General features: G+C 64.2%; 16 protein-coding genes and 1 pseudogene. 11 read left to right on the top strand and 6 right to left on the bottom strand.

Going from position 1 to position 26,963, the window contains the following annotated elements:
* Positions 1-226: 226 nt before the first annotated feature.
* From VOI22_RS21145 to ectB, 7 genes and pseudogenes are all read left to right on the top strand, one after another.
* Positions 227-367, top strand: a pseudogene (locus tag VOI22_RS21145) (hypothetical protein); the annotation flags it as partial.
* Between the two features lie 3 nt (positions 368-370).
* Entirely contained in the window at positions 371-6,610 is a 6,240-nt protein-coding gene (locus VOI22_RS20525; RefSeq protein ID WP_323798315.1) for a non-ribosomal peptide synthetase, read from the top strand.
* The gene (locus VOI22_RS20520; protein WP_323798314.1) at positions 6,607-9,288 is read left to right on the top strand and encodes an amino acid adenylation domain-containing protein; all 2,682 of its coding nucleotides are present in this window, start codon (positions 6,607-6,609) and stop codon (positions 9,286-9,288) included. The genes VOI22_RS20525 and VOI22_RS20520 overlap by 4 nt, the downstream gene beginning before the upstream one ends.
* Complete coding sequence (locus tag VOI22_RS20515; protein WP_323798313.1) at positions 9,288-10,046, top strand: thioesterase II family protein; 759 nt, start codon at positions 9,288-9,290, stop codon at positions 10,044-10,046. The genes VOI22_RS20520 and VOI22_RS20515 overlap by 1 nt, the downstream gene beginning before the upstream one ends.
* A gap of 29 nt (positions 10,047-10,075) precedes the next feature.
* The gene (locus VOI22_RS20510) at positions 10,076-11,200 is read left to right on the top strand and encodes a hypothetical protein (RefSeq protein WP_323798312.1); all 1,125 of its coding nucleotides are present in this window, start codon (positions 10,076-10,078) and stop codon (positions 11,198-11,200) included.
* On the top strand, positions 11,197-12,306 hold the full coding sequence (locus tag VOI22_RS20505; protein WP_323798311.1) for an FkbM family methyltransferase: 1,110 nt from the start codon (positions 11,197-11,199) through the stop codon (positions 12,304-12,306). Before VOI22_RS20510 ends, VOI22_RS20505 begins: the two co-directional genes overlap by 4 nt.
* A 12-nt stretch (positions 12,307-12,318) precedes the next feature.
* A complete protein-coding gene (gene ectB, locus VOI22_RS20500; protein WP_323798310.1) occupies positions 12,319-13,617 on the top strand; it encodes a diaminobutyrate--2-oxoglutarate transaminase in 1,299 nt (432 codons plus the stop codon).
* A gap of 93 nt (positions 13,618-13,710) precedes the next feature.
* Here the strand turns inward: ectB and VOI22_RS20495 are convergent, their stop codons facing one another.
* Entirely contained in the window at positions 13,711-13,932 is a 222-nt protein-coding gene (locus tag VOI22_RS20495) for a hypothetical protein (RefSeq protein ID WP_323798309.1), read from the bottom strand.
* Positions 13,933-13,981: 49 nt separating this feature from the next.
* Here VOI22_RS20495 and VOI22_RS20490 point away from each other — a divergent pair, with 49 nt between their 5' ends.
* Positions 13,982-15,412, top strand: a complete 1,431-nt coding sequence (locus VOI22_RS20490; RefSeq protein WP_323798308.1) for an amidase — start codon at positions 13,982-13,984, stop codon at positions 15,410-15,412.
* Positions 15,413-15,485: 73 nt separating this feature from the next.
* On the opposite strand, the gene queF is transcribed toward VOI22_RS20490, so the two are convergent.
* Together queF and VOI22_RS20480 are read right to left on the bottom strand one after the other, a co-directional pair.
* Positions 15,486-15,959 (bottom strand): preQ(1) synthase, encoded by a 474-nt coding sequence (gene queF, locus VOI22_RS20485; protein WP_323798307.1) that lies wholly within the window; start codon positions 15,957-15,959, stop codon positions 15,486-15,488.
* Positions 15,960-16,166: 207 nt separating this feature from the next.
* A complete protein-coding gene (locus VOI22_RS20480) occupies positions 16,167-17,294 on the bottom strand; it encodes a TauD/TfdA family dioxygenase (RefSeq protein ID WP_323798306.1) in 1,128 nt (375 codons plus the stop codon).
* Between the two features lie 187 nt (positions 17,295-17,481).
* Between VOI22_RS20480 and VOI22_RS20475 the strand changes: the two genes are divergently transcribed.
* Entirely contained in the window at positions 17,482-18,384 is a 903-nt protein-coding gene (locus VOI22_RS20475; protein WP_323798305.1) for a LysR substrate-binding domain-containing protein, read from the top strand.
* Between the two features lie 272 nt (positions 18,385-18,656).
* Complete coding sequence (locus VOI22_RS20470; protein ID WP_323798304.1) at positions 18,657-19,421, top strand: class II aldolase and adducin N-terminal domain-containing protein; 765 nt, start codon at positions 18,657-18,659, stop codon at positions 19,419-19,421.
* A 75-nt stretch (positions 19,422-19,496) separates the two neighbouring features.
* Here the strand turns inward: VOI22_RS20470 and asnB are convergent, their stop codons facing one another.
* Complete coding sequence (gene asnB, locus VOI22_RS20465) at positions 19,497-21,020, bottom strand: asparagine synthase (glutamine-hydrolyzing) (protein WP_323798303.1); 1,524 nt, start codon at positions 21,018-21,020, stop codon at positions 19,497-19,499.
* A gap of 273 nt (positions 21,021-21,293) precedes the next feature.
* Between asnB and VOI22_RS20460 the strand changes: the two genes are divergently transcribed.
* Complete coding sequence (locus VOI22_RS20460; RefSeq protein WP_323798301.1) at positions 21,294-21,848, top strand: cytochrome b; 555 nt, start codon at positions 21,294-21,296, stop codon at positions 21,846-21,848.
* 236 nt (positions 21,849-22,084) lie between these two features.
* Here VOI22_RS20460 and VOI22_RS20455 read toward each other — a convergent pair whose 3' ends face one another.
* Both VOI22_RS20455 and VOI22_RS20450 read right to left on the bottom strand, forming a co-directional pair.
* Complete coding sequence (locus VOI22_RS20455) at positions 22,085-24,184, bottom strand: hypothetical protein (RefSeq protein ID WP_323798300.1); 2,100 nt, start codon at positions 24,182-24,184, stop codon at positions 22,085-22,087.
* Complete coding sequence (locus tag VOI22_RS20450) at positions 24,181-26,955, bottom strand: DUF4159 domain-containing protein (RefSeq protein WP_323798299.1); 2,775 nt, start codon at positions 26,953-26,955, stop codon at positions 24,181-24,183. Before VOI22_RS20450 ends, VOI22_RS20455 begins: the two co-directional genes overlap by 4 nt.
* Positions 26,956-26,963 lie beyond the last annotated feature (8 nt).

Genomic DNA, 26,963 nt, shown 5'->3' with positions numbered 1-26,963 from the left:
CGCGGGAGAGCTGCATCTCGGCGGCGACGGCCTCGCGGACGGGTATCTCGCACAGCCGGACCTGACCGAAGAGCGCTTCGTCATCCACCCGACCCTCGGGCGGCTCTACCGCACAGGCGATCTCTGCAGATGGAACCGGTCTGGCGCCATCGACTATCTCGGCCGCACCGATCACCAGATCAAACTCCGCGGCTTCCGCATCGAGCTCGGAGAGATCGAGGCCGCGTTGCGTGCCCAGCCCGCTGTCGAGGAGGCCGTCACACTCCTCGCGGGCGAGGGAGAACACCGCCGCATCGTCGCCTATGTCACAGGCACAGACCTTGACGGCACAGCCCTCCGCCGGGAGCTCCACACCGCCCTCCCGAGCTACATGGTGCCGTCTGAGATCATCGTCCTCGACGCCTTGCCTCTGACGGTCACAGGCAAGCTCGACCGCAAAGCGCTCCCCGTGCCCGAGATGGCGCCCATTGCACAAACCTACGAAGCACCCCGAACAGATCGGGAAATAGCGCTTGCTGCGATCTGGGGCAGTGTGCTCGGACGCGAGCGGGTCGGCCGAAACGACAATTTCTTCGAGCTCGGCGGGGATTCGATCCTTAGCATCCAGATCGTTGCACAGGCGCGGGCAGCCGGGCTCCGGCTAGCGGTGCGGGATATTTTCAAGCATCAGACGGTCGCTGCCCTTGCCCCCCACGTGACGTCGGTAGAGCCGTCCGCAGAAGCGGCGACGACCAAACCGGCCGGACCGGCGCCGCTGACGCCCGTTCAGTCCTGGTTCTTTTCCTGGGATCTGGCCGATCTGTCGCATTTCAATCAGGCGCTTCTGCTGCAGCCGAACGAACGGATCTCGACAGAAGAACTGCAAGCCGCGGCCAGCGCGATCATCGCGCGGCACGCCGGACTGCGCCTCCGGTTCCGGCAAAGTGCCGAAGGCTGGCAGCAAGAGCCCGCCTGGATCGACGGGGACCTGCCGGTCTACGAAGAAGATCTCCGCGACTTGCCGATCGAGGCACAGGCTGATGTCCTTGCCGAGCGCGCGACCCATTGGCAACGCAGCCTCGATCTGGAAAGCGGCCCGGTCATGCGACTCGTCCTGTTCGAGCTGACAGCGGGCCAGCGCCTGCTCTGGTGCATCCATCATCTCGCGGTCGACGGCGTGTCCTGGCGCATCCTGCTGGGCGATCTCGATAATGCCTTCGCACAGATCCGGCAGGGCGCCGACATATTCCTTGAGCCGGTCCCGGCCTCTTTCCCGGACTGGGCGCATTATCTCCAGAGCCTCGCCGGCACACAGGAGAACACCGAAGAGACTGTCTACTGGCGTGGTTGGGAGACGACACCGCCCTTGCCGAAAGACGATCCGGAGGGAGCGGCACGCTGGGACAGTACAGAGCATGTCCGGATCGCCTTCGACCGGGAGACGACCGCCGCTCTTCTTGAACAGGCCCCGCGCGCTTACGGCACACGGATCAACGACCTGCTGCTGACGGCGCTGGCGCTGGCGCTGGCCGACTGGACCGGACGCAGCGACTGGCCCATCGCGCTCGAAAGACATGGGCGTCCGGAGCGGCCGGGTGCGCCGGATCTGAGCGAGGCGGTCGGCTGGTTCACGGCAATTTACCCGGTGCGCCTGAGCCTGCCCGACCGACACGATCTCGCCGCCTGCCTGATGGCGGTGAAAGAACAACTCCGCGCGGTGCCTGGTGAGGGGCTGGCCTATGGCATCGGGCGCTATCTTCCGGAGGACCCGCCAGAGGATTATCCGGAAGCGGAGATCGCCTTTAACTATCTTGGCCAGTTCGAGACCGACGCGGGCGCCGGGTTGTTCTCTGTCGCGGAGGAAGGCGCTGGCGAGAGCCAATGCCTCGACGGAACGCGGCCGCACGCAATCGATATCAACGGGCTGGTATCGGACGGCTCCCTGACTGTCTCGCTGAGCTACAGCAGCCATCAGTACCGGCCGGAAACAATGGAGAGTCTGGCGCAAGGCTTCGAGGACGCCTTGCGCTCCCTCGTGGACCTATGCCGCGACGAAGCGGCCTGCGGTTACACGGCAAGCGATTTCCCGCTCGTCCCCGTCGCGCAGGACCGGCTCGACCGGCTCGCGGCACAGCAGGGGCGCGGCGTGGCGGCGCTCTATCCGCTAAGCCCGATGCAACAGGGCATGGCCTTCCACAGCCTCGCCGACGAGCCGGGCGGGTCTGTCTATTTCGAGCAACTGACCTGGAAGATCGCCAGCCCGTTCAACCCAGAAGCTTTCCGCGCGGCGTGGGATGCGCTGGTGGAGCGCCATCCGATCCTGCGCACCGCGCTCTGGCTGGATGGCGGGGAGCCTCTGCAGTTCGTCCGGCGTGATGTCACTCTCCCCTGGCGGGATCTGGACTGGCGCGATCTGGACGAGGAGGAGCAAACCGACGCGCTGGAACGGCTTCTCGCCGAAGAACGCAGCGCCGGTTTCGCCCTGACGTGCCCGCCGCTGCTGCGCTGCCTGCTGATCCAGCTGGAAGACGATAACTGGCAGTTTGTGCTGGGCCTCCATCACATGCTGCTGGACGGCTGGAGCCTGCCGATACTCTTCCGGGACTTGATGCTGCTCTATGGCTCCCGCTCGACCGACCTCCCTCCGGCTCCGCCCTACGAACGCTACATCGCCTGGCTGCAGGAACAGGATCACGCGGCAGCCCGCACCCACTGGCGAGACGTTATAGAAGATTTCGGCGCACCCACACCGCTGCCGGGTGCACGGACAAAGGCGCCTGATGGTTCCGCAAACGCGCAGCCGAGCGAAAAAACCTTCACCTTCGAGCCCGCGCTCGGCCGCGCCTTGATCGAGACCGCGCGCCAGCGCCACCTGACGCTGAACACCCTCTTCAATGCGGGCTGGGCACTGGTGCTGAGCCGGACCAGTGCCGAGAGCGATACTGTTTTCGGCGTCACCCTGTCCGGCCGCGATATCGACCTCACCGGGATCGAGGACATGGTCGGCCTCTTCATCAACACGGTGCCGATGCGGGTTTCGACCGTGGATTGCCCGGTCGGCGTCTGGCTGGACACACTGCAGACGCAGCATCAGGAAAACAGCCGGTTCGGCTTCGTGCCCCTGGCCGAGATCCAGCGGGACAGCGCGGTGTCGCCCGGCACGCCCCTGTTCGACAGTCTGCTCGTCTTCGAAAATTATCCGCTCGATCCAGATCTGCCTACTGGCGAAGGCACGGACGAAGGCGGGGGGGCCGAATTCTCCGGCGGCCGCGCCATCGACCATACCAACTACCCGCTCACCCTCATCGCGGCAGCCTATGGCGACGAGATTCGCCTGCGTGTCGGCTACGACGGAGGACAATTCACGACAGACGATATAGGCCGGATCTTCGCCTTTCTGAGCACCACGCTGCGCGGCCTGATCGAGGCGGATTCGGATCAGCCGCTGGATAGGATCGGCATCGTCAGCGAGGCTGAGTGCAAGGCTCTCTGGGAGGCAGGACGCGCACGCTGCCACCTGCCCGTCGCCGATACCCTGACCGAACGCTTCGCCGCGCAGGTCGCGCGACACGCGGGCCGCCCCGCCGTCACCTGCGCCGGCGAGACGCTGACCTATGCAGAACTCGATGCGCGCGCCGACGATATAGCCCGGCGCCTTTCCGCTTTGGGCGCAGGGCCGGACCGGCTGGTCGGCCTGCTTGCGGAGCGATCCAACGATCTCATTGCCGGCCTGCTCGGCATCGTGAAGTCTGGCGCCGCCTATCTGCCGATAGACCCGGCGACACCGTCCGCGCGCGTTGATTTCATGCTGAAAGACGCTGGTGCAATCGCTCTGGTCACGGAACGGGCGCTCGCGGAAGACCGTTCCGCATGGGAAGGACCCCGCCTTTATCTGGACGATCCGGCGGAGGTCGATGACACATCTCCGCCGTGCGCCAGGATACCGGCGCAACCGGATGATATGGCTTACGTGATCTATACGTCAGGCTCCACCGGCCAGCCCAAGGGCGTCATGGTCAGCCACGCAAATGTGCTGCGTCTGTTCGACGCAACCCAGCCGGACTGTGCTTTCTCGGCGGACGACGTCTGGACCATGTTTCATTCCGTCGCCTTTGATTTCTCCGTCTGGGAGATCTGGGGGGCGCTGCTGCATGGCGGGCACCTGATCGTGGTTCCCGATGAGGTGAGGCGTGATCCCACCGCCTTTCACACCCTGCTGGAAAGTGAGAGCGTCACGGTTCTGAACCAGACGCCTTCTGCCTTCCGGCACCTCATTCCGGAGGCCGTCGAGCGCGGGCGGACGCTTTCTCTCCGGCTCGTTGTTTTCGGCGGCGAGGCTCTGGACCTGCCGGGTCTGAAACCCTGGTTCAAGCTCTATGGCGAGCGGGGCCCCCGGCTGGTCAATATGTACGGGATCACCGAAACCACGGTGCATGTCACCTGGTGCCCGCTGACCGAAGCGGATTGCAGCAGCACGGCGAGCCTGATCGGGACACCGCTTCGGGACCTTGACCTGCATCTGATGGACCGGCGCGGCGAGCCGGTGCCGGTCGGCGTGACCGGCGAGATCCATGTCGGCGGAGCCGGGCTCGCGCGCGGCTATCTCAACCGTCCTGAGCTGACTGCCGAGCGCTTTATCGAGCGCACTATTGAAGGAACCGCACAGCGGCTGTACCGCAGCGGCGATCTCGCGCGGCGGCGTGCGGATGGCAGCCTCGAATATCTCGGCCGCATGGACAAACAGGTTAAGCTGCGCGGCTACCGCATCGAAATCGGCGAGATCGAAGCGACTCTGAGCCAGCATACGGCCGTCCGACAGGTCGCTGTCATCGCACAACAAGAAGAAGGCCGGATCGTCGCATACGTTGTCGCAGACAGTGAGGCGATACCGGAGATCAGGGACTGGTCGGCAGCGCGCCTGCCTGGATATATGGTTCCGGCGATTTTCGTCCCGATTGAGCGCATCCCCCTCACACGAAACGGCAAGACCGACCACGCAGCCCTGCCGAAGCCCGAATCCCGCACCGCCCCCGATCGCGGGGGAGCGGCCCCGGCCAACGAGGTGGAACGGCGCCTTGTTGATATCTGGCGGGAGGTTCTCGGCGTCGAGAATATCGCCACCGACGACGACTTCTTCGCGCTCGGCGGACACAGCCTGAAAGCCCTGCAGGTAGTCGCCCGCATCAATCAGGCCTTCGGCCGTCAACTACCCGTCGGCCTGTTGCTGAAGAACCCCACAATCGCCGCGCTGGCACCGCATGTCGGCAACAGTGGTGCGGCAGCTTACGAGCCGATCCGGGCCACGCTGAAACAGGAAAACTATCCGCTCTCCCATGCTCAGAAGCGGTTCTGGCTCGAAGACAGGCTGGCCGGGGATGCCCGTTACAACATGCCCGCTGCCTTCGAGCTGAAACAGCAGATCGACGCAGATGCCCTGCGCCGCGCGCTGGCACAGCTGATCGACCGGCACGAAATTCTCCGCACCGTCTTCGTCGAAGTGGATGGCGAGCCGCGCCAGCAGGTTCTGGACGTCATAGATGTGCCGCTCACACCCGTTGATCTGAGCGATGCGGAAGATGCCGACGCGCAAACGCGCGCCATCGTCGCAGAGGAAAACCGGACGCGCTTCGCCCTCGACCAGGCGCCGCTGTTCCGCGTCACCCTGATTACCCGGGACGGCGGCCCCACGGTCTTCGTGCTCGTGATGCATCACATCATCGGAGACGGATGGTCGATGCAGGTCTTTTATCGCGAGCTCCTGACGCTCTACGACGCCGCGAGATCCGGCGCGCGGAGCCCGCTTCCGCCGTTGGAGATCCAGTACCGCGACTACGCCGTTCTGCAGGACGGGCGCGACCGAAGCGAAGATGCCCGCTTCTGGAAAGCACGGCTCGACGGTCTCGAGGGGCCACTGCGCCTGCCGCACGATCTCGCGCAAAACGCGGGGACGGACCGGAAGGGCGAACGGGTCAGTCTGGAACTCTCGGAGGAATGCAGCGAGGCGCTGCGCGCGCTCTCTCGCTCACGCGGCTCTACGCCCGCCAACGCCCTTCTCGCCCTCTTCAAGCTCTTCCTGTTCCAGCTCACGCAACAGGAGGACATCTGTATCGGCATGGCCGTCGCCAATCGGGGGAGGCCCGAGCTGGAGCCGCTGCTTGGCGCGTTCGTGAACCTTTTGCCCCTGCGCACGCGGGTTTCGGCAGGGCTCGATTTCGACACATTACTCGATCGGGTGACTGAAACCAGCACCGCCGCCCTGGACCATCAGGATTATCCCTATGACCTGATCCTCAGCGGCCGGACTACGGGGCCCGGCCGGGACCCGGTCAATGTCATCTATGCCTATCAGAACGCGGCCAACGTCAATGTCAGAGGCGGCAAGCCACCCGGCGCGCCAGATGAAGAGGAAGCGCCGGAGGCAAGACAACTCGACCTCGCGTTCCCGTTCGCCAAGGTCGACCTGATGCTGCTGGCCGCGGAACACGGCCCCCGGTTCGAGCTGACCCTCGAATATGACGCGGGCCTATTCTCGGCGGCGACCGCCGAGCGCTATCTGCAAACCCTGAACCGTTTCGCCGAAGCCATCGCGGCCGATACCGCACAAGAACGTCGCATGGGAGAACGGATATGAAACTTTCGAGCTTCAGCCTGATCGACCAGACCGGCGACGCGGATGACGTCACCGCACTGATCCAAAGCTTCAATCGGACGTCACGGGACTATCCGCTCGACAGCACCGTGGCCGCTCTGTTCTTGGAGCAGGCCACGGCCCATCCGGGCGACGTCGCGGTCAGCTCCGAGGGACGGAACCTGACCTATGGCGAGTTGGACCTGCGGTCAAACCGTCTGGCGCATTACCTGAAAGACACCGCAGAGATTGCCGACGGCGCACTGATCACAGTTTGCCTCGACCGCTCGCCGGAGCTGATCGTCGCACTTCTGGGAATCCTGAAGGCCGGGGCGGCCTATCTTCCGCTTGACCCAAGCTATCCGGCGGACCGGCTCCGCTTCATGCTGGAGCATTCCGGTGCATCGGCCCTCATCACGCATATGGATGCTTCCGGAAACCTGCCGGAAAGCGATATTTGCCGAATCCTGCTGGACCGGGACGGAGCCGAGATCGCGCGGGCGCCGGTGACCCCGCTTCCGCCGGTTTCAGGCGCCGATGCCGGAGACCGGCTCGCTTATGTCATGTACACCTCCGGCTCGACCGGACGGCCGAAAGCGGTCGCCGTGCCTCAGCGCGGGATTGTCCGGCTGGTTAAGGGTTCGGACTACGCCGACTTCGGCACCGATCAGGTCTTCCTGCAATACGCGCCCATCTCTTTCGACGCCGCCACTCTCGAAATCTGGGGACCCCTCCTGAACGGCGCCCGGCTGGCCCTGGCGCCGCGCGGGAAGCAGAGCCTCGCCGATCTCGGAGACACGATCGCGTGCGAGGGTGTCACGACGCTCTGGCTTACCGGCGGGTTGTTCAACGTGATGATCGACGAATATCCGCAGAGCCTGAAGCCACTCCGACAGCTCCTCGTGGGCGGCGAGGCACTCTCCGTTCCGCATATCCAGAAAGCGCTGGAGGCGCTCCCCGCCTGCCGCCTTGTGAACGGCTACGGCCCGACCGAAAACACGACCTTTTCCTGCTGCTTCCGGATCGAGCCGGGCGACTATCGCGGCGCTATTCCCATCGGGTCGCCGATAGCTAATTCGACGGCCTATATCCTGGACGCGGAAATGCGGATTCTGCCGCCCGGCGCGGCAGGGGAGCTTTATGTCGGGGGCGACGGCCTCGCCCTTGGCTACTGGAACGACCCCGCCCTGACGGCCGAACGCTTTGTCGCGAATCCCTTCGCTGGCCATGATCTCCCGGAGGAACGCCCTGGGGAACGGCTCTACCGCACCGGCGATCTGGCCTGTTGGCGCAGTGACGGTTCCATCGAGTTCCTCGGCCGCATGGACGACCAGCTCAAGATTCGGGGATTCCGGATCGAGCCCGGTGAGATTGAAGTCGCGCTTCATCAATTTCCCGGCGTCACAAGTGCGGTCGTGCATGCCTGGGATGCCGGCAAAGCGGCGACCGAAGAAGACCGGCGCGTGCTGATCGCGCATTATGCGGCAGCGACCGGGACAATCGACGAGACCGCCCTGCGCGCGCATCTCCATGCGACACTGCCGGATTTCATGGTGCCCACCCACCTGACCCGGGTCGACAAACTTCCGCTCAACCCAAACGGCAAGATCGACCGCGCCGCGCTGCCGCCGCCAATCCCGCAACCGGATAAGGATGATGCCGCATCCGAGCCGCCATCTGGCGAGACGGAAGGCGCTCTCGCGACAATCTGGGAAGACCTTCTCGGCCTCTCGCCCATCGGCGTGCATGACGACTTCTTCGCCCTCGGCGGGCATAGCCTGATGGCTGCGAAGATGGTCTCGGTGTTGGAAAAACAGTTCGGCGTCACCCTGCCGCTGACGTCCATCTTCACGCATCCAACCGTGCGCCAACTGGCCGGAGCCGTGCTGGATGCGGCCAAATTCGGCAATGTTTCAGTCGATCAAACATGCGTACGGCTGAGCCCGGAGCCGGGCGGGCGACCACTCTTCGCCCTGCCGCCAGGCACCACGGATGCCCTCAGCTATGGCCGTCTGGGTGGAGACCTCGCGGGGTTCGCGCTCCACGCCTTCAACTTCATCGAGGCGGAAACCCGGATCGGCGATTATGCGGACCTGATCGCAGAGCACGATCCGGACGGCCCGCATCTGCTGTTCGGCTATTCAGGCGGCGGCAATATCGCCTTTCACGTAGCACGGGAGCTGGAGCGGCGCGGCAGGCCCGTCAGCGCCATCGTCCTGCTGGACGCCTCGCGTTTCCTGCGGTGCTTTGACTTTCCCGAAGAAGAGGCAGACCGGCTGACCAGTGCCGTTCTGGAAGCGGATGGCGTGGCCGAAATCGTCTCCAGCAGCATCCTGAGGGACAAGATCCAGCGCCGCGTCCGGCGCTACTACGCCTTCCTCTCCTCAATCACCGAAGATGCGCCGATCAACGCCGATATTCACCTGATCAGCAGCCCCACGGGCGATGACGAGCATCGCGACGAAGCGGGAAACCTTATCGCCAGCAAACCGGCTTGGGCGGAGATGACCCGCGGCAGCTTTCACCGGTATGACGGCCACGGCGATCACGGCGACATGCTGCTCGATCCGCATTACCGCGCCAATGCGGCGCTTCTCGAAAAGATCTTGAGCGCCGCCGCCCGGAAGCCTGCAGCTGCACCCGACGCCGCCCAGACATTCGAAAACCACCGGAGACCGTAATGAACGCAACGGCAAAAACCGATCCCTGGATCCGCTGTTCGAAACCGACCCCTGCCGCACGGCTCCGGCTCTTCTGCCTGCCCTATGCAGGCGGCGGCGCTTCCATCTTCAAGAACTGGGGACGCGCGCTGCCGGACAGCATCGAGGTCTGCGCCATCCAGCTTCCGGGACGTGAGGACCGGATCGCCGAGACGCCTTTCCGGCAGGTTGAACAACTCCTGCCCGTTCTGCTGGAACGGCTCCGCCCCTATCTCGACCGGAATGTCGCGTTTTTCGGGCACTCCATGGGCGCTTTCCTCTCCTACGAGCTGGCCCGCGCGCTGACCGAGGAGCATCGCGCTCCGGCGCAACTGATCGTCTCCGGCCAGAGGGCGCCTCACCTGCCTCTTTCCCGGCCCGAGAGCTATCACCTGTGCGACACAGGTTTCTGCGAGCGGCTGCGCAGCCTCAACGGCACGCCCGCCTCCGTGCTGGCAGAGCCAGAGCTGCTGTCGATGATCCTGCCGCTGCTGCGGAGCGATTTCGAGATGAGCGAGACCTACCGGCGCGCCCCACAGGCCAGACTGAATTGCCCCATACAGGTCTTCGGTGGCGACCAGGATGAAGAGGTCGATCAGGCCGGACTGGAGGCCTGGCAGGAGACCACCAGCGCGCCGGTGAAGGTGGAGATGTTCCCCGGCGATCATTTCTTTCTGCAAAGCCAGACCGACGCATTGCTGCAAACGGTGGAGCGCACGCTCCGACCGCATCTGCACTGACAAAGCCACGGGAAGGGAGCGAAACAGACATGAGCAATCGCGATGCCGCACTGGCCTATGCCGCATTCGAAGACAGGAATCTGGACGCTGCCGCCAGCCACGCGGATGCCGCGTATGCGGCGGGCTTCAAACCGATCCAGCAGCTGGGCGCCATGATTGCCGCCCAGCGCGGAGAGTACGGCAATGCCATCGCCAGGCTGGAAGCGATGGAGGATCACAGCGAGGCCTCGGCCGCCCTGCTTATTCGCCTTCACCTGCTGGCAGGCGATGTCAGGAAAGGCGGCCAATTGCTGCTCGATTGCTGCAAGGCCAACGCCTTCGGCCCACCGCTCTACCCGATCCCGCGCTGGCAGGGCGAGCCGCTGGAAGGACGCCGGATCGTCGCCTGGGGCGGCGGGCTTGGCGACGACATCCTCTACGCCCGCTTCCTGCCCATGCTGGCCGCCACCTACAGGACCGAGATCACATTGCAATGCCGTCCCGGTCTCGTGGATCTTTTCCGCTCCCTCTCCGGGGTCGCCCGCGTACTGCCCCTTGAGACCGAGGTCACGGATTGCGACTTCCATGTGCAGACGGCGGAGCTGACGGCACATTTCGGTATCGCCCGCGGCAGAATGTGGGATGGCCCCTATCTTCATGCCGCCGCTCCGCTGGAGCTTTCGGGCGACGGGCTGAAAGTGGGCATCGTCTGGGCCACCACCGCCACCCACTGGGAGGGCGGATCCCGCAGCACCTCGCTTGCCGAAATGGCCCCCCTCGCCAGCGTTCCGGGCGTGCGTCTCTACAGCCTGCAATTCGGCGCGCCAACAGCCCAACTGATGCCGCCACCGGAGGGAATGGAGGTCGAGGATCTGAGCGACCGGATCAAGGGTTTCGCGAATACGGCGGCAGCAATTGCGGGTCTCGATCTGGTGATCACGATCGACACCGTCGTCGCGAACCTTGCAGGCGCGATGGGCGTGCCGGTCTGGGTGGCGACGCCCTCCATGCCGGACTGGCGCTGGGGTCTCGAAGGAAGTCGCACACCCTGGTTCCCGTCGGCGACCGTCTACCGGCAGACGAGAAGCGGGAGCTGGCGCGAGCTGTTCGAGGCAATTGCGTCGGATCTTGCCGGGCTTGCCAAGGATACCGGCAAGAGGAACGCCAGCCGATGAGCTGGGTCTGCGACTGCACCCTCTGCCGCGCGGACCCGGCCCATCCGGCAAAGCGCTTCCACGACATGTTCCGGCGGATCGCCGCCTGCATGTCCGCAAGCGATCTCGCCGCCTCTCTGGTCCAATACGGACAGCGCTCGGAAATGGGAGACAGCGACGACGGCATCCTCCGGCAGATCGGCCGGCTGGACACGCGGCAACTGCGGGAAGCGCGCATGGTCGTCCAGCAGGATCAGGAAGCATTGATGCGCGGGCTGAGCCAGCCCGCCGACCAGATCCCGGCCCTCGCCGCCAACGACGAGACACGGGACTGGCTCATTGCCGTTGCCGCAGCGGCCGCGAGCCAGGCGGCCGATTTCCGCCTCCGCGTCCAGCGCCTCGCCGTCACGCTTAACGGCCGCCCCTACCGGATCGACATGCCGCCCGACTGGATGGCCTATGCCAATCTGTTCGAGGTTTTCCTGCGCAAGAACTACGCGCACGCGCCCCAAAAGGTCGACACGATCTTCGATATCGGCGCGTTTGTCGGCCTGTCGTCGCTCTATCTGAACAGTTGCTATCCGGACGCGGACATCGTCGCGGTAGAGCCAAACCCGGCCAATCTCCGGGCCTTGAGCGAGACGCTTGGCCTCAACGCCGGACAAATCCGCTATCGGACAATCGGCAAGGTTCTCGCGGCCGAGTCCGGGACCGCCACCATAGCCAGCCTGGTAGACGGACCGGACGCCACAAGCATGATGAATTCCACCGTGATCACTCTGACGAACGCACCAACCGCACAGGTCGATGCCATCGGCTTGACCGAACTCGTCGGCGAGGCCAGCAGCTACGGTCTCAAGCTCGACATCGAAGGAGGGGAATTCGGCCTGAAACCGGCCCAGGCCGCGCTTTCGGATGCGGAATGGATCCTCGGAGAATTTCATTACGGCCCATGGTCGACAAAAGGCGACCAATGGCTGCCGAAACTCCTGGCACGGGATTTCGAACTGAGCATGCAGGTGCCACGTCTCGAAATGACCGGGAGCGGTGAGTTCTTCTGTATCGGTCAGGATTTCCGCGCCGTGAAGCCGAAAGGAAAAACTGCCATCGCATCGGAAAATCCCTGAGGAGGAAGGTCGATGAACGATATTTTTGAAGTCGCTGAATCACAGGTCCGCAGCTATTGCCGGAGCTTTCCCGCCATCTTCACCAAGGCCGTCGGTCACGAGCTGATCACGGAGGATGGCCGCCGGGTCGTTGATCTGCTGATGGGATGCGGCGCCCTGAATTACGGGCACAACAATCCCATCATGAAGAATGCGGTGATGGACTATCTGCGCGATGACGGCGTCGTTCAGGCGATGGACTTGCATACCGGCGCGAAGGACGATTTCCTGCGCCGTTTCAAGCGTATAATCCTCGACAGGAGCGGGCTCCAGCATCGCGTGATGTTCACCGGCCCGACCGGCACAAATGCCGTGGAAGCCGCTCTCAAGCTGGCACGAAAAGTCACCGGCCGGTCGACAGTGCTGGCCTTTACCGGCGGATTTCACGGCATGACTCTTGGAGCCTTGTCAGCAACGTCCAACCGCAACAGCAGGGCCGCGTCCGCGCATCTCTTGTCCAACGTGATCAGGGTGCCCTACGACGGCTACCTGCCGGGAGATGGTCTCGACTTTCTGGAACGCTCTCTGGACGATCCCAGCAGCGGCATCGACGCTCCCGCCTGTATCCTGGTTGAAACCATTCAGGGCGAAGGCGGCTTGCGAGCGGCGTCCTGCGCCTGGCTCCGCCGGCTGAGAACCATTGCAGATCGCTGCGGCGCGCTGCTGATCGTCGACGATATTCAGGCTGGGTGCGGGCGCACCGGAACGTTCTTCAGTTTTGAAAGCTTTGATGTTCGCCCGGACCTGATCTGCCTTTCCAAATCGATCAGCGGCATCGGATTGCCGATGGCTCTGCTTCTGATCGAACCCGAATTCGATATCTGGCAGGTCGGTGAGCACAACGGAACTTTTCGCGGCAACAACCTGGCCTTTGTCTCCGCCTCCGCCGCCTTGCAATATTGGGAAGACGACCGTTTCCGGAATGAGGTTTCCGGCAAGATCGAGATCCTCGATGCGCGGTTGCAGGCAATGGCGGAGCGTTTCCCCGATCATATCGAGGAAGTCCGCGGGCGTGGCTTCATGCGCGGCCTGGTCTTGCGCGGCGCCGGCAAGGCGGATGCGGTGTCACGGGATCTGTTCGCGCGCAACGTCATGGCCGAAACATGCGGTGCCGGCGGTCAGGTGCTCAAACTTCTGCCGGCCCTGACCATCCCCGTCGACGTTTTACACACAGCCCTGTACACAATCGAGGAGGTGATCGCACACCTCCCGACCCATGATTCTGACGCGGCAACCGCGTCCCTCGCTGCAACAACAGCACATACCGCGTAGGGCGGATTACCGCCGAAAACAGTTCCGCAGTTCAAATGGATGCGTCGATAGAGAGTGTCCCGCAAGCACCTTCGCCGACGCCACTTTCGAGGATCAACCGCCTAACCGTCCCCGGAACGGCGCCCCCGAAATCAGTGTCACCAAGTGCGCCAACAGCACGAGGCAGGTGACGACAGCCAAAATCTGGATCATCGTATAGGGGATCAGGCTAACCTGACCCGGCTCCCGCTCGCGTTTGTCCTGCCAGTAGGCATAGGCGAACACCAGAGCGGCGACGCCAAGTGCGATCAATGTGGTGAAGAGGTCCATAAACACGACAGACTGAACAAAAGACCCAAGAAAAACGACAGGGGGAAACATAAGCATGAGTGTTGCAAAGCGCCAGCAGACCGCGACAAGCGGCAATTACGATCCGGCGAACGCCAGCCTGCCTACCTTCCACGACGCTGTGCCTGGCTTTCAGGATGGAAGCGACAGCCCGAGGGCCTATCTGGAACGCTGCCTCGAGGTGATCGAAGCGCGGGAACCGGAGGTCCAGGCTTGGGTCACGATCAACCGCGACGGCGCCCGCGCCGCAGCCGATGCGGCGACAGACCGCTTCAAAGCCGGCCGCGCCCTTTCCCCTATCGACGGCATGCCCATCGGCATCAAGGATCTCTTCATGACGAAGGACATGCCGACGGAAATGGGCAGTCCCCTGTTCAAGGGGAACCAGACCCACGCGGACAGTGCCCTCGTCTATGGCCTGCGCCTTGCCGGCGCCGTGATACTCGGGAAGACCGTCACCACCGAACTTGGCTTTTCGCATCCCGGCCCGACCCGGAACCCGTTCGACACGAACCGCACACCGGGCGGCTCCTCCAGCGGCTCCGCCGCCGCGATCGGCGCCGGCATGGTGCCCGCCACCATCGGCTCCCAGGTCGTGGGCTCGGTCATCCGGCCCGCCAGCTTCTGCGGCAATATCGCCATCAAGCCGACCCTGGGTGCCCTCAATCGGGGCGAGCGCGCGGGCGGCCTGAGCCAAAGCCATGTCGGCGTGCATGCCGGCTCTCTCAAAGACATGTGGGCGGTTGCCTACCAGATCGCCGCGCAGGCTGGCGGCGATGCGGGCTATCCCGGCCTTTACGGCGAGGAAGCACCGGCAGAGGCGCGCAAGCCAAGCCATCTGGTCCTGCTGCAAACCGAAGGCTGGGAGATGCTGGACGGCACCACCCGTGCAGCTTTCGAGAAGGTGCTGGACCAGCTCCGGCAACAGGATGTGAAGATCCTGACCCGCGCCGACAGTCCGACCATCGATGCCTGCGAGGCCGCAATCGCCGACAGCCTGAAGCTGGCCCGCGATATCTGCTGCTGGGAGCTGCGCTGGACCCTTCGGAATCTAGCGGAGAAAGACGAAAGCCTGATGAGCGAGAGCCTGAAACAGCGCCTCGCCCTGGCCGAAGACATGGGGCTGGACGATTACCGCGCCGCGCTCGACAACCGGGAGCGGATGCGGGCCCGGTTCCGCGCTCTGGCGCCTTTCGCGGACGGCTGCATCACACTGTCCTCCGTCGGCATCGCGCCGCCGTTCGACGGCTCCGGCTCTGTCGGCGAGCCGGGCATCACGCACCAGACCGGTCTGCCCGCCTTCAACGCGGCGACGTCGGCTCTCGGCGTGCCCTGCGTAACCCTGCCGCTTATGGGTGTGAGCGGTATGCCCGTCGGCGTGCAACTGGTCGGCCAGGCCCATCGGGACCAGGAACTGACTGGCTTCGCCGCCTGGATGCAGGAGAACGTGAAACCGGTCTCGCTCTGAGCTGTATCGTTTCCAACAAAACCGTCATCCCGACCTGCGTCGGGATGACAAATTGGTTGGGTGAAGGTGCGTTCTAGCCACGCCCGCGATAGGGCGGTACGCCCTGGTCGGGCAACCAGACACCGTCCGGCACCGGGCCGGACTGGAAGAACACGTCGATCGGGATGCCGCCGCGCGGATACCAGTAGCCGCCGATGCGAAGCCAGCGCGGCTCCAGCTCCTTGATCAGCCGGCGGGCAATTCCGACTGTGCAATCCTCGTGAAACGCGCCGTGATTGCGGAAAGAGCCGAGAAACAGCTTCAGCGACTTGCTCTCCACCAGCCACTGGTCCGGCACGTAATCGATCATCAGGTGGGCGAAATCGGGCTGGCCCGTCATCGGACAGAGCGAGGTAAATTCCGGCGCCGTAAAGCGGACGAGATAATTCACGTCCGCCATGGAGTTCGGAACTTTCTCCAGTACGGCCTTCTCCGGACTGTCCGGCAATTCAGTCGCGCCGCCGAGCTGGGTCAGACTGGAAAAACGCTCTTCGGAATGCGTGGTCATGGGACGGCTCCGTGTCAAATCCTACCGGTCGGGCCGTTTCATAACGCCGGAGCGTCCCGGAAGCCAGCGCCTGCTCACACCTTACATCGTCATTCCGGCCGGAGAGCCGGGACCTAGATGATCATAAGACTGCGCTCGCCTTCCTCTGGGTCCCGTCTTTCGACGGGATGACGATGTAAGGTGAGAATAAGATCACCCCTTCTCCCCCTACGTGAACCGTCCCGCCCCAGAGAGCACGCGATAGGCGCTGCGCAATTCCCCCCGGTCCGTGTAGCAGCCGCGCAGGTGACGATCGCCGCTGGTTGCCGTGTAAGCTTCCCGGCCATGCACCACGCGGTGATTGTCGAAGCTGATGCACTCTCCCGCATTAAGCCGGAACCGCATGATGTATTTCTCACCCTGCAGCATCCGGCCAAACCGATGAAAGGCCGGGTAGTAGAGATCGAGAAAATCCTGCGGCAGGTCGAAGATGTCTGCCATGTGCTGGCTGATGGTGACGCCGGAGACCGTTCCGTGAGCGTCGAGTTCGATGACCCGTTGGCGAGCCCGCATGTCAAAGGCGTCATGTTCGCAAAAATAGGGGATCCCGGTCTCCGCCAGCAGCTCGAAATCAGCCGGGTATTGCTCCCGAAAATCATTTGCGACCGCGACCGCATCGACGAAAACGCTGTTGCCGCCTTCCACCGAATTCGCGACGCAATGCAGGTACTGGACGCCCGGCGCGAACTCCTCTGACGGCAGGTCGGTATGCAGCTCCAGCGCACGCGCCGTGAAGGCCGTGTTGGTCGGGTTGATGTGGGTCATCACCTCGAACGAATTACCGAAGAAGCTCGGCCTGACATAACCCGCCAACGCGGCAGTCACCTCCAGGGCGTCCGGCGTTTCCGGCATGTCCGTGATCAGTGCGACACCCTCGGTCAAGATCGTCTTGAACCAGGCCTTCCGAAGATCCGGGTCCGCCATAAGAGCCGGCTGGGAGTACCGGGGCACATCCGGATAATGATCGCTGAACCAGGCCCGGCGCGGCAAGTCCGCCGGATCGGGCCGCGGCGTTCCGGCCGCATAGGAGGCGAGAAAATCGAGCGAGTAGCGGCTGCTGTGGCCGCAGCGCCAGACCACGTCCAGCGCCTCGTCAGACAGCACCGCCGCCTCCGGTTCCGGCGCAGTCTCCTCGGCAAAAATGTCAAAGGAGCGTTCCCGCGTCACCGGGTCAAAAGATGTCCTGCAGTTATCGCGAAGCCAGAAGTAATTGAAATAGGCCGTAGTTCCGTCGGGGAACCCTACCTCAAGCCCCATATCGCGCAATATGACACCGCCTTCTTTTCGCGCCTGCATATCAAATGCTCCTTATCCGCGCTGAAACCGCCTCATAAGAGAAAAAATCGGTCTCAATGTCGCATTCGAGCCAATTGATGGCCCGCACGCGTCAACTAACCTTATGTTTTCAATGAAAAACTTGAACCTGCGCAAAGGCTGTGAGAAGCCTGAAAAATCGGATCATTCGATAAGGTGAGCTTATTTCATGTCCCGACATCTGCCGCCGCTTCGCCTGTTTGGTGTGTTCGAGACGGTCTGCCGGACGGACAACCTCCGCGCCGCTGCGGCGGCGCTGAATGTCTCCCAGCCGGCCGTCAGCCAATCCCTGCGGCAACTTGAGGACCATATCGGCGCGCGCCTGATCGACCGGAACACCCGGCCCGCCTCTCTGACGGCCGAGGGGGAAATCCTGCTGCGGGCGACGGAAGACGGGCTTGGCCGGATTTCAGGCGCCGTCGACGAGATCCGCCGCCATCAGGCGCAGCGTGGATCGAACGTCACGGTGGCCTGCTCAGTCGGTGTTGCCACACTCTGGTTGATGCCGCATCTGGAGAGTTTCTACTGCGATCATCCGGACGTGCAGGTGAATGTCATCACCTCCGAAAGCGGCGCGCCGACCATTGCGGGCGATGTCGATATCGCCATCAGATTCGGCGACGGCAACTGGTCCGACGGCACTGTCACGCCACTGCTGGAAGAACGGATCGAGCCTGTCTGCACACCGGAGTTGGCGGAACGCCTGACCCTGACGCCGGAGAGACTGCACGCGGCTCCATTGATCCATGTCGATGTTAAGGACCCGCACTGGCTCGGCTGGACGGACTATCTGACAGCTCTTGGCCTCGACCGTCCCACCCATCCGGTCCAGCTCCGCTTCTCGAACTATGTCCAGGCCACCCAGGCGGCGCTTGCCGGACGTGGCGTCGCGCTCGGCTGGCGCACGATTACCGGCGGCTATGTCGCGGAAGGCCGACTGGTGGTGCCGGTAGAAGCTCCGCTGACACCGCCGAGCAGCTTCTATGCCGTCACGGCATTCGACCGCGCCGAAGATGCCGCAACCCGTAGCCTGCTCGATTGGCTGGCGAGCCTCGGTGGAGAGTTTGATTAGCTTTTTCGTCTCAATTCTTCGCCTCTATTACCTTAATCGTCATCCCGTTGAAAAACGGGACCCAGGGGAAGGCGAGCGCAGCGATACGATCATCTGGGTCCCGGCTCTCCGGCCGGGATGACGGAGTTGGGGGGTGACGGTTATGGAAATGGGTCCAGTCATTACAGAAGGCAGATAAGAAACGCTAATCGCAGCATCCGTATTTTTGCAGTAGCGAAGACACCAACGGCGCGGCACTCTGCGGCAAGACCATACCTTCCGGAGACCACACCATGTCCTCGCCCGTCGCCCTCACCCTGAAAAGCAATCTCGGCTACTGGCCGGAGCGCGTCGATCTCGCCGCCGCTTTCCGCTGGACCGCGCGGCTCGACATGCATGAGGCGGTGGCGAATCATTTCTCGCTGGCGACAAACGACGACGGCACCCGCTTCCTGATGAACCCGAACCAGATGCATTTCTCCCGCATCAAGGCCTCGGACCTGCTGGAGCTGGATGCGAACGACCCTGACGTGCTGAGCCGCCCCGGCGCACCGGACCCGACAGCCTGGGGTCTGCACGGCTCGGTGCACCGGCACTGCCCGCATGCCCGCTGCGTCATGCATGTGCATTCGATCCACGCCACCGTGCTTGCCAGCCTGAAAGACAGCCGTCTGCCGCCAATCGACCAGAACTGCGCCACCTTCTACAACCGCATGGTGATCGACAACGACTATGGCGGGCTGGCCTTCGAGGAAGAGGGCGAGCGCTGCGCCACCATGCTGACCGACCCGAAGGTCAAGGTCATGGTGATGGGCAATCACGGTATTCTGGTGATCGGCGACACGGTCGCGGACACCTTCAACCGGCTGTATTATTTCGAGCGCGCGGCGGAGACCTATATCCGCGCCCTGCAGACCGGCATGGAACTGCGTGTGATACCGGACGACATCGCCGAGAAGACAGCGCAGGAACTGGACGACTATCCGGGACAATCACAGCAGCATCTTGACGAGCTGAAGGCGATCCTCGACGAGGAAGGCTCGAACTACGCGACCTGAGCGGGAACCGACGCGATCAGTCCGCCGCGACGATCTCTAAGGATTTCTTCATCAGCTTATGGAGCGCGGAAGAGTTCACACCGCGACCCGGTCCGCCGACCAGGTGCCGGCATTCTCGATGATCCGGTCCGGATTCTCATATCGGCTGCGCAGGATTTTCTCGTAGAGCAGCCCCTCTTCGGCGCGGGTAACGGCGCCTTCCTTCCCGATCAATCCGCGCAGCGCGCCATCAAGCGCAGCGACGGTGCCTGAGCCTTCGTCGAACTGCGCCTTCTTGCGCCAGACCAAATCCGACGGCAGGAGATCGTCGCAGCTCTTGCGCAGGATCCATTTCTCCGTGGTCGGCCCGGTGGACTCAAGCGCGTTCGGGTCCGTCCGGCAGAGCTTCAGGGAAGCAGGAATGGATTGCGCAAAGTCGATCAGATCGCGGTCGAGGAAAGGCGTCCGGGCCTCCAGACTTTCGGCCATGGTCACCCGGTCGACCCGCTGCAGATTGATGTTGTGCATGGTGCCCAGAGACCGCGTCAGCTCGTCGGCCAGCGCTCGCGGTTCGTTCACATAGGCGTGGTGATAGGTATAGCCGGCGAATAGTTCGTCGGCTCCCTCGCCGGTCAGCACCGCCTTTACCTCGCGTCGGGCAAGACGGGCAGCGAACAGTGTCGGTATCGCGCTCCGGACCAGATCCACGTCAGCGCTTTCCAGATGATAGATCACGTGCGGCAAGGCCTCCGCCACGTCTTCCGCCGTGAAGACATATTCCCGGTGGTCGGAGCCGATATGCGCCGCAACCGCGCGGGCCGCAACGAGATCCGGCGAACCCTCGGTGCCGACGGAGAATGTCTTCAGCGGCCCCTTGCCCGCCGCCCGGCTCACCTGCTGGGCGATGGCGGCGATGATCGAGCTGTCCAGCCCGCCGGAAAGGAAGGAGCCGACCTCGACATCGGCAACCATCCATTTCGCCACAGCCTCTTCAAGCACCAGCCGAAGCTCGCGCGCCGTCCGGCCGGTATCGAGATCCGGCTCCGCCTCGGCCGCACCCTGGGGCGTACGGTACCATTGCCGCCAGCCGTCCCGGCTGTCGTAGAGCGAGCCCGGCGGGATCGCCTCCATATTCTCGACCTCGATACCGTCAAAGGCCTTCAGCTCGGAGGCGAAGGCATAGCCGTCCCCCAGCTTGGCAACATAGAGCGGCTTGATACCAAGAGGATCGCGCGCCGCGATGATCCGGTTCCGGGTGGCCAGCACGAAGGCGAACATGCCGTCCAGCCGGCTGATCCAGCGCGCCTCGCCGGAGCGGAACAGATGCAGGATGGTTTCGCTGTCGCTTTCGGTCTGGAAGGCGCTCTCGCCGAGGATCGCCCGCAAATCCCGGTGATTGTAGATCTCGCCATTGGCGACCAGCAGATCGTCCGTCTGGTGGATCGGCTGCCGCCCGTCTTCCGGCCCGATGATCGACAGCCGGCAATGCGCCATCACGGTCTGCGTCCCGGGCAACCGCGCCACTTCGACGGCGTCGGGACCCCGGTGGGCGATCTTCCTGATCATTCGGTTGGCAAGGGATTCGTCTCCGGCATTCCAGAGACAGACGAAACCACACATGGGAATTACTCCTTCTCGTCGGGCTCGTATGCGTGCGGCGGGTCCGTTGCGTCACGCTGGCGACAAGCTTAGAGCAGTGTGCCGTGGATGGAAAAGGCGTTCTCAGCCTCGCAACGACGACGGGGATGACGTCATCTTGAATCCGCCCCGCCTTCAATTTCCTTGATTTTCAAACGTGTTAACTATGAGATCAAGATCCATGCAGACAGCCAGGAAGAAGAGCGCCGCGCCGCTTTTGATTGCCGCACGCCTCGACCCAGCAAGGAGCGACAGATGCAGGAAGACCGCTACTCCCTCCCCCAGCGATTGCTCCATTGGGGGATCGCAGGACTGGTCGCGCTGGCACTTGCCGCCGGCATCCTCTTCTTTGTTTTCGGGTATGACGGACTGAACACGACCTTCGGCGGGGCCGTGACCAATGCGCTCTACAAGTATCACAAGACTGCGGGCGTTCTGGTACTGGGTCTGATGCTTCTCCGCATCGCCTTGCGTCTGAGCCTCGGCGCCCCGCCGAAGCTGGAAAGCCTGACACCACAGGAACGCATTCTCTCAACAGCCGTGCAGCACCTGCTCTATCTGGCGCTGATCGCGCTGCCGGTCTTCGGCTGGCTCGCCACCGCGGCCGGTGGCTTTCCCGTCGAGTTCTTCAACTGGACACTTCCCGGCCTGATCGGCAAGGACAAGGTCCTGTCAGAGATACTCTTCACGCTGCACGGGCTGGCCGCGCTGGCCGTCATGCTGCTGCTCGGCCTGCACATCGCTGGCGCGCTGCGGCACTGGCTGATCAAGCGGGACGGGGTGATGCGGCGGATGAGTTTGTTCGGGTGAAAGCTTGCGCGAAGGTAAGAGCGTCGAAAGCTGAGTAAGCGCAGCCTTGAATTTGGAATAATTCCAGCGGCCTTAGATGTCAGATCCTCCCCCATAACCGTCATCCCTGCGCACGCAGGGACCCAGGGAAGACACGCTCAGCCTTAGGTTCATCTAGGTCCCGGCTCTCTGGCCGGGATGACGACGGTCTGGATGGAAGAGAAGGTGGAATGATCCCGGCCCTTCGTCCTGTTTCCTCACCCCGCCTCACGCCGCCACGCCATGATGATCCCGCCGATCACCAGCAGCAGTACGAGCACGCCGGGCAACAGCGGCACGGTCTGCACCCCCGTCACGATGTAATCCTCGTTCCGCACCAGCCCCGCCCAGTCGCGGCCTGATGTGGCGCGGCCGGTGCGGACGCGGCGGAGGGACGGGTTGTCCTCCTCGGCGCCCCAGGTGACGGAGCCGCCGGTCTGTTCCGCCAGCGGGCCGAGCCACTCCGCCGTGGTGCGGACATCGGAGAATTCGACCGGGTTGAGGGCACCGACGGCGGCGAGTTTGCTGAGAGTGCCGTCGGTGAAGCCATGCAGGCCGACCTGGTCCGTGGTGAAGCTGGCCTGGCCCCGGCCGGGGCCGGTGCGGGTCAGCGGCAGGGTCAGCTCGGTGCCGTCCGGCAGGGTCATGGTGACATCCGGCAATTCCCCGTCGAGGGAGCGGCGAATGACGTCGATCCGGTCGCCCTTTACGCGGACGCGCAGATCGTTCTCTTCAAGATCAGGCTCCCGCATCAGCCAGTGGGCGGTGCGGCGGAGAATTTCGGCCTGTGGGCCGCCGCCGTCGAAGCCGCGGGTCCAGAGCCACATCTGGTCGGTCAGCAAGTGGGCGACGCGGCCTTCGCCGAAACGGTCGAGGATCAGCAGCGGGCGGCCTTCCGCCCCTTCCATCAGCACGACACCGCGCAGCACGTCCGCCTCGATTTGCCGGAACCAGCGCCCCCATGTCGGCGCGGCGGTCTCGATACCGTCGGCATCAAGCGCCGGGCCGCCCGGCAGGTCCGCTGTCACCGGATGGCGATGGCCGTCCGGCGTGGTGGCGGGGCGGAACGGTTGCTCGACGATATCGCCGGTCGGCATGGCCGGCAGCACCTCGCCGAGCGGTGTATTGGCGAGCGACAGGCGGGAGGCGAAGGGCGGGCCGCTGGCCTCAAGGAAGGCGCCGCCATTACGCACGAACTCGACGATGTTGCGCAGATAGCTGCGCGGCAGCACGCCCCGGCGCTGATACTGGTCGAAAATGATCAGGTCGAACTCATCCAGCTTCAGCTCGAACAGCTCACGCACCGGAAAGGCGATCAGGGACAGCTCGCGCACCGGCGTGCCGTCCTGCTTTTCCGGCGGGCGCAGAATGGTGAAATGCACCAGATCGACGGACGGGTCCGCTTTCAGCAGATCCCGCCAGGTCCGCTCACCGGCATGGGGCGCGCCAGAGACCAGCAGCACGCGCAGCCGGTCCCGCACGCCGTTGATGGCCAGCACAGCGCGGTTATTCTTTTCCGTCAGCTCATCCGGGCCCGGGCCCGCCATCATCTCCACGATGGTCTCGCCACCATGCTCGATGGGGATTTCGATCTCCACCACCCGGTTGGCACGGATCACGGCATCAGGCCGGGGCACACCGTCGATCGACATGGTGAAGGGCACCGCCGCCGTCTCGTCCGCATCCTCGATCCGGATCTTGGCGGTCACCGTCCGCCCGACCACGCCAAAGGAGGGCACATGCTCGATCACAAGGCGCCTGTCCCGCTCGCCCTTGCGGCCGGTCAGGATGACATGCAGCGGCGCGCCGAGCTCCCGTCCGCCGAGTTCTTCCATCCGGTCATGGCTCTGGCCGTCCGTCACCGCGATCACACCGGCAAGCCGGCCTTGCGGCACATCGTCCAGCACGTCGCGGAGCGCAGTGAAAAGCCGGGTTCCATCCCGGCCGCTCGCCGCCCGGCCGCTGCCGCCACCGACGGTCACAGTTCGCAGTTCAAGATCGCCGAGGGCGCCAAGCTGGCGCTTCAGATCCTCGGTGATTTCAGCCGCCCGCTCCGTGCGGCCGTCTATCGACTGACTGGTACTCTCATCCACCAGCAGCACGGCAACATCATCGCGCGGGTCCCGGTCCTCGGCGATCAGATAGGGGTTGGCGAGCGCGGCCAGCAGAACAAGGAGCGCCAGACTGCGCCAGACGGCCCCGCGTCCGCGCATCGATGCCGTATAGACCACCAGGGCGAAGCCGACCGCCGCCAGCGTGCCGATCACCCACCAGGGGACCATCGGCGAGAAATCCAGCCCGACCGCCGCGCCGATCATTGCCCGAGCCTTTCAAGGATCGCCGGGACGTGCACCTGATCCGCCTTGTAGTTGCCGGTCAGCATGTACATCACTAGGTTCACGCCGGAGCGGAAGGCCATTTCCCTCTGCAACTCACCGCCCGGTACAACCGGGAACCGATAGAAACCATCCTCTGATTTCGCCCAGGCACCGGCCCAGTCGTGGCTGCCGATGATCACCGGGGAGACCTCGCTCTCGCTGCTCCCCTCGCCCTGCTCGACATAGAGCCGGCCGCCGTCATAGCGGCCCGGGAAGGTATCAAGCAGGTAGAAGGTCTTGGTCAGCACGTGGTTTTCCGGCACCGGCGCGAGCGCGGGAATATCGAGATTACGGGTCAGGGAGCGGAGCCTTTGCAGACCCGGCCCGGCACTCCCGGGGGCGGCGTCGATCCGGTCCCGCGTGTCGAAAAAGATCGTCCCGCCATTGCGCATATAGAGGTTGAGCCGGGCTTCCCCGCCCGGCGTCAGGTCTGTCTGCACGCCTGTGATAGGCCAGTAGAGCAGCGGAAACAGCGACAGCTCGTCCACCTCCACATCGACGGCCATCGGCTCCAGCGGTTCCACCGCCGTCCGGCGGTTCAGGATTTCGCTGAGACTGCTGAGCCCGGAGCGGCTGATCTCGTCGACGTCACGGTCCCCCGTGATGACATAGGCCAGTCGCGTATTGAGCGCGGCGCGCATGATCCAGCGATCCTGCTCGCTCATCGAGCTTGTTGTCTGCGCGCCGGCGCCGTTCAGCGGCACCAGAGACAACAGCCCGGCGAGCAGAAGAACCGCCGTCGTCGCGCCGGAGCGTGCATTGCCGACACCGCGCACAAGGCCTCTCATGACCAGGGTGATGATGAAATCGACCAGCAGCAGCAGGGCGGCGGCGGTCAGTCCCCACGGCGCGAGGTCGAGTTCGTCCCCGCCACCGTAATGCGCAGTCTGACTTCCTTCCGGTATCGTCGCGAGCGGCGCCATGTTCGCAGCCAGCGGGCCCAGATTGAACGCCATGCGCGACAGCTCGCTACCGTAATAACCCGGCGGATGCTCCGGCCCGATCGCCGGTGTCACATCCCCGCCCAGTTCGAGCGCCCGGGCGCTGGCCTGAGGCACACCGATCTGACCGAAGCCGTTCAGTGTTTCCACGGCAGGCGCCGTCCCGCCGCCTGCTGCCTCGCCGACCCCGGCACTGACAGCAACGATGCGGCGGAGCATTTCGACAAAGGCACCGGAGATGGAGAGATCGCTCCAGTCCGTATTGGCCGTGGTGTGGAACAGCACAATACGGCCGTCTCCGAGCGTCATGGCAGTCACGATCGGCGTGCCGTCTCCCAGGCTGGCCCAGGTCCGGTCAGCCAGCTCTATCGACGGCTCGGCCAGCACCTGCTTGTAGATCAGCACATTCTCATAATCCGGCAGATCGGCGAACGGTGTCTCTCCCTCAAAGGGGGCAAGGGCAGCCGGGGAGTCCCAGGAGAGCACGCCACCAAGCGAGCGATCCCCGCCGCGCAGGCGTACCGGCAGCAATTCGGACTCGCCGAGCCCGCGATTTTCCAGGCTGGCTCCGGCCAGCCGTGGCCCAGCAAACCGGATCAGCGTGCCCCCGGCGGAGACCCAGTCATTCAGCAGGGCCTTTTCCCCGGACGGCAGCAGGCCGGTATCCGGCAGCGCAATGACCGAGATATCGCGTTTCAGCAGATCCTCCAGTGTGCCCCGGCTGACCTCGCTGAACGGCGCCAGCGCCCGGTCGAGATAGAACATCTCCTCCAGCAACGGCTGGGATTCCTGGAAACCCGAGCCTGCAACCAGCCCGACCGGCCGACGCCGGAAACTTTCGTCCAGCAGGGCAACGGAAGCCGCGCCCGGACGGTCCTCAAGCTCGAGACGGGCCAGCTCGTTGCGCAGCTCCAGCGGAAGCTCGACGACTGTTTCGGCAGCGGGCTCTCCTTCCGCGAATGTGGCGATTGCCCTTGTCAGTACCCGGCCATCGGTTGCCACCGCGCGGACATTCACGATCTCTTCCGCACCGGCGGACAGCCGTGTCAGCCGCGCGGTCAAGGCATTGCGCTCTCCGACACGGGCAGTCAGGGCCAGTGGGCTCTCGCCGCCTTCATAGACAGTCAGGCTTCCGAAACCGGCGAGCCCGGCCGCCAGTAACCGGTCGTCCGGCTCTTCAATCCCATCCGCCAGCCAGAATGCCGAAGCGGCAGCCAGTGCTCCCAACGGCGCTTCCCCTATCCGTTCAGCCACGACCGCGGGGGCCGTCGGCCAGGGCTGCGGCGCAAGACCATTGACGAAGGTCCGTGCGTCGTCCGGCGCCATCAAACCTCCGCGCTCGATAGCGGCGGAATCCGAGACGGCGGTCGGAAAAATCGCCACGGCCCGCCCGGCCCGCTCCGCCCGTTCGACAAGATCCATCGCCGCCGCCTTGCGGTCCGTCCAGCCCGGCGCGGATGCCCAGCCATTGTCGACAACGATCACCACCGGCCCGGAGCCGACCAGCTCCTGCCGGGCCCCGATCAACGGCTTCGCCAGAGCCAGCACGACCAGCGCCGCGAACAGCAGACGCAGCAGCAACAGCCACCAGGGCGTACGGTCCGGCGTTTCCTCCGGCGATTGCAATCCGTAGAGCAGGCGGATAGCGGGGAAAGCGACGGTGCGTGGAGCCGGGGGCGTGATCCGGATCAGCAGCCAGATCGCAGGCAAGGCAATCAGCCCGGCAAGGATCCAGGGGGAGGCGAAAGCCAGAGGACCGAGTGTCAGCATCCGCGCGC

The sequence above is a fragment of the Nisaea sp. genome (genome assembly GCF_034670185.1).
Taxonomy (GTDB): domain Bacteria; phylum Pseudomonadota; class Alphaproteobacteria; order Thalassobaculales; family Thalassobaculaceae; genus Nisaea.
This window is presented reverse-complemented; position numbering and strand designations above follow the sequence as displayed.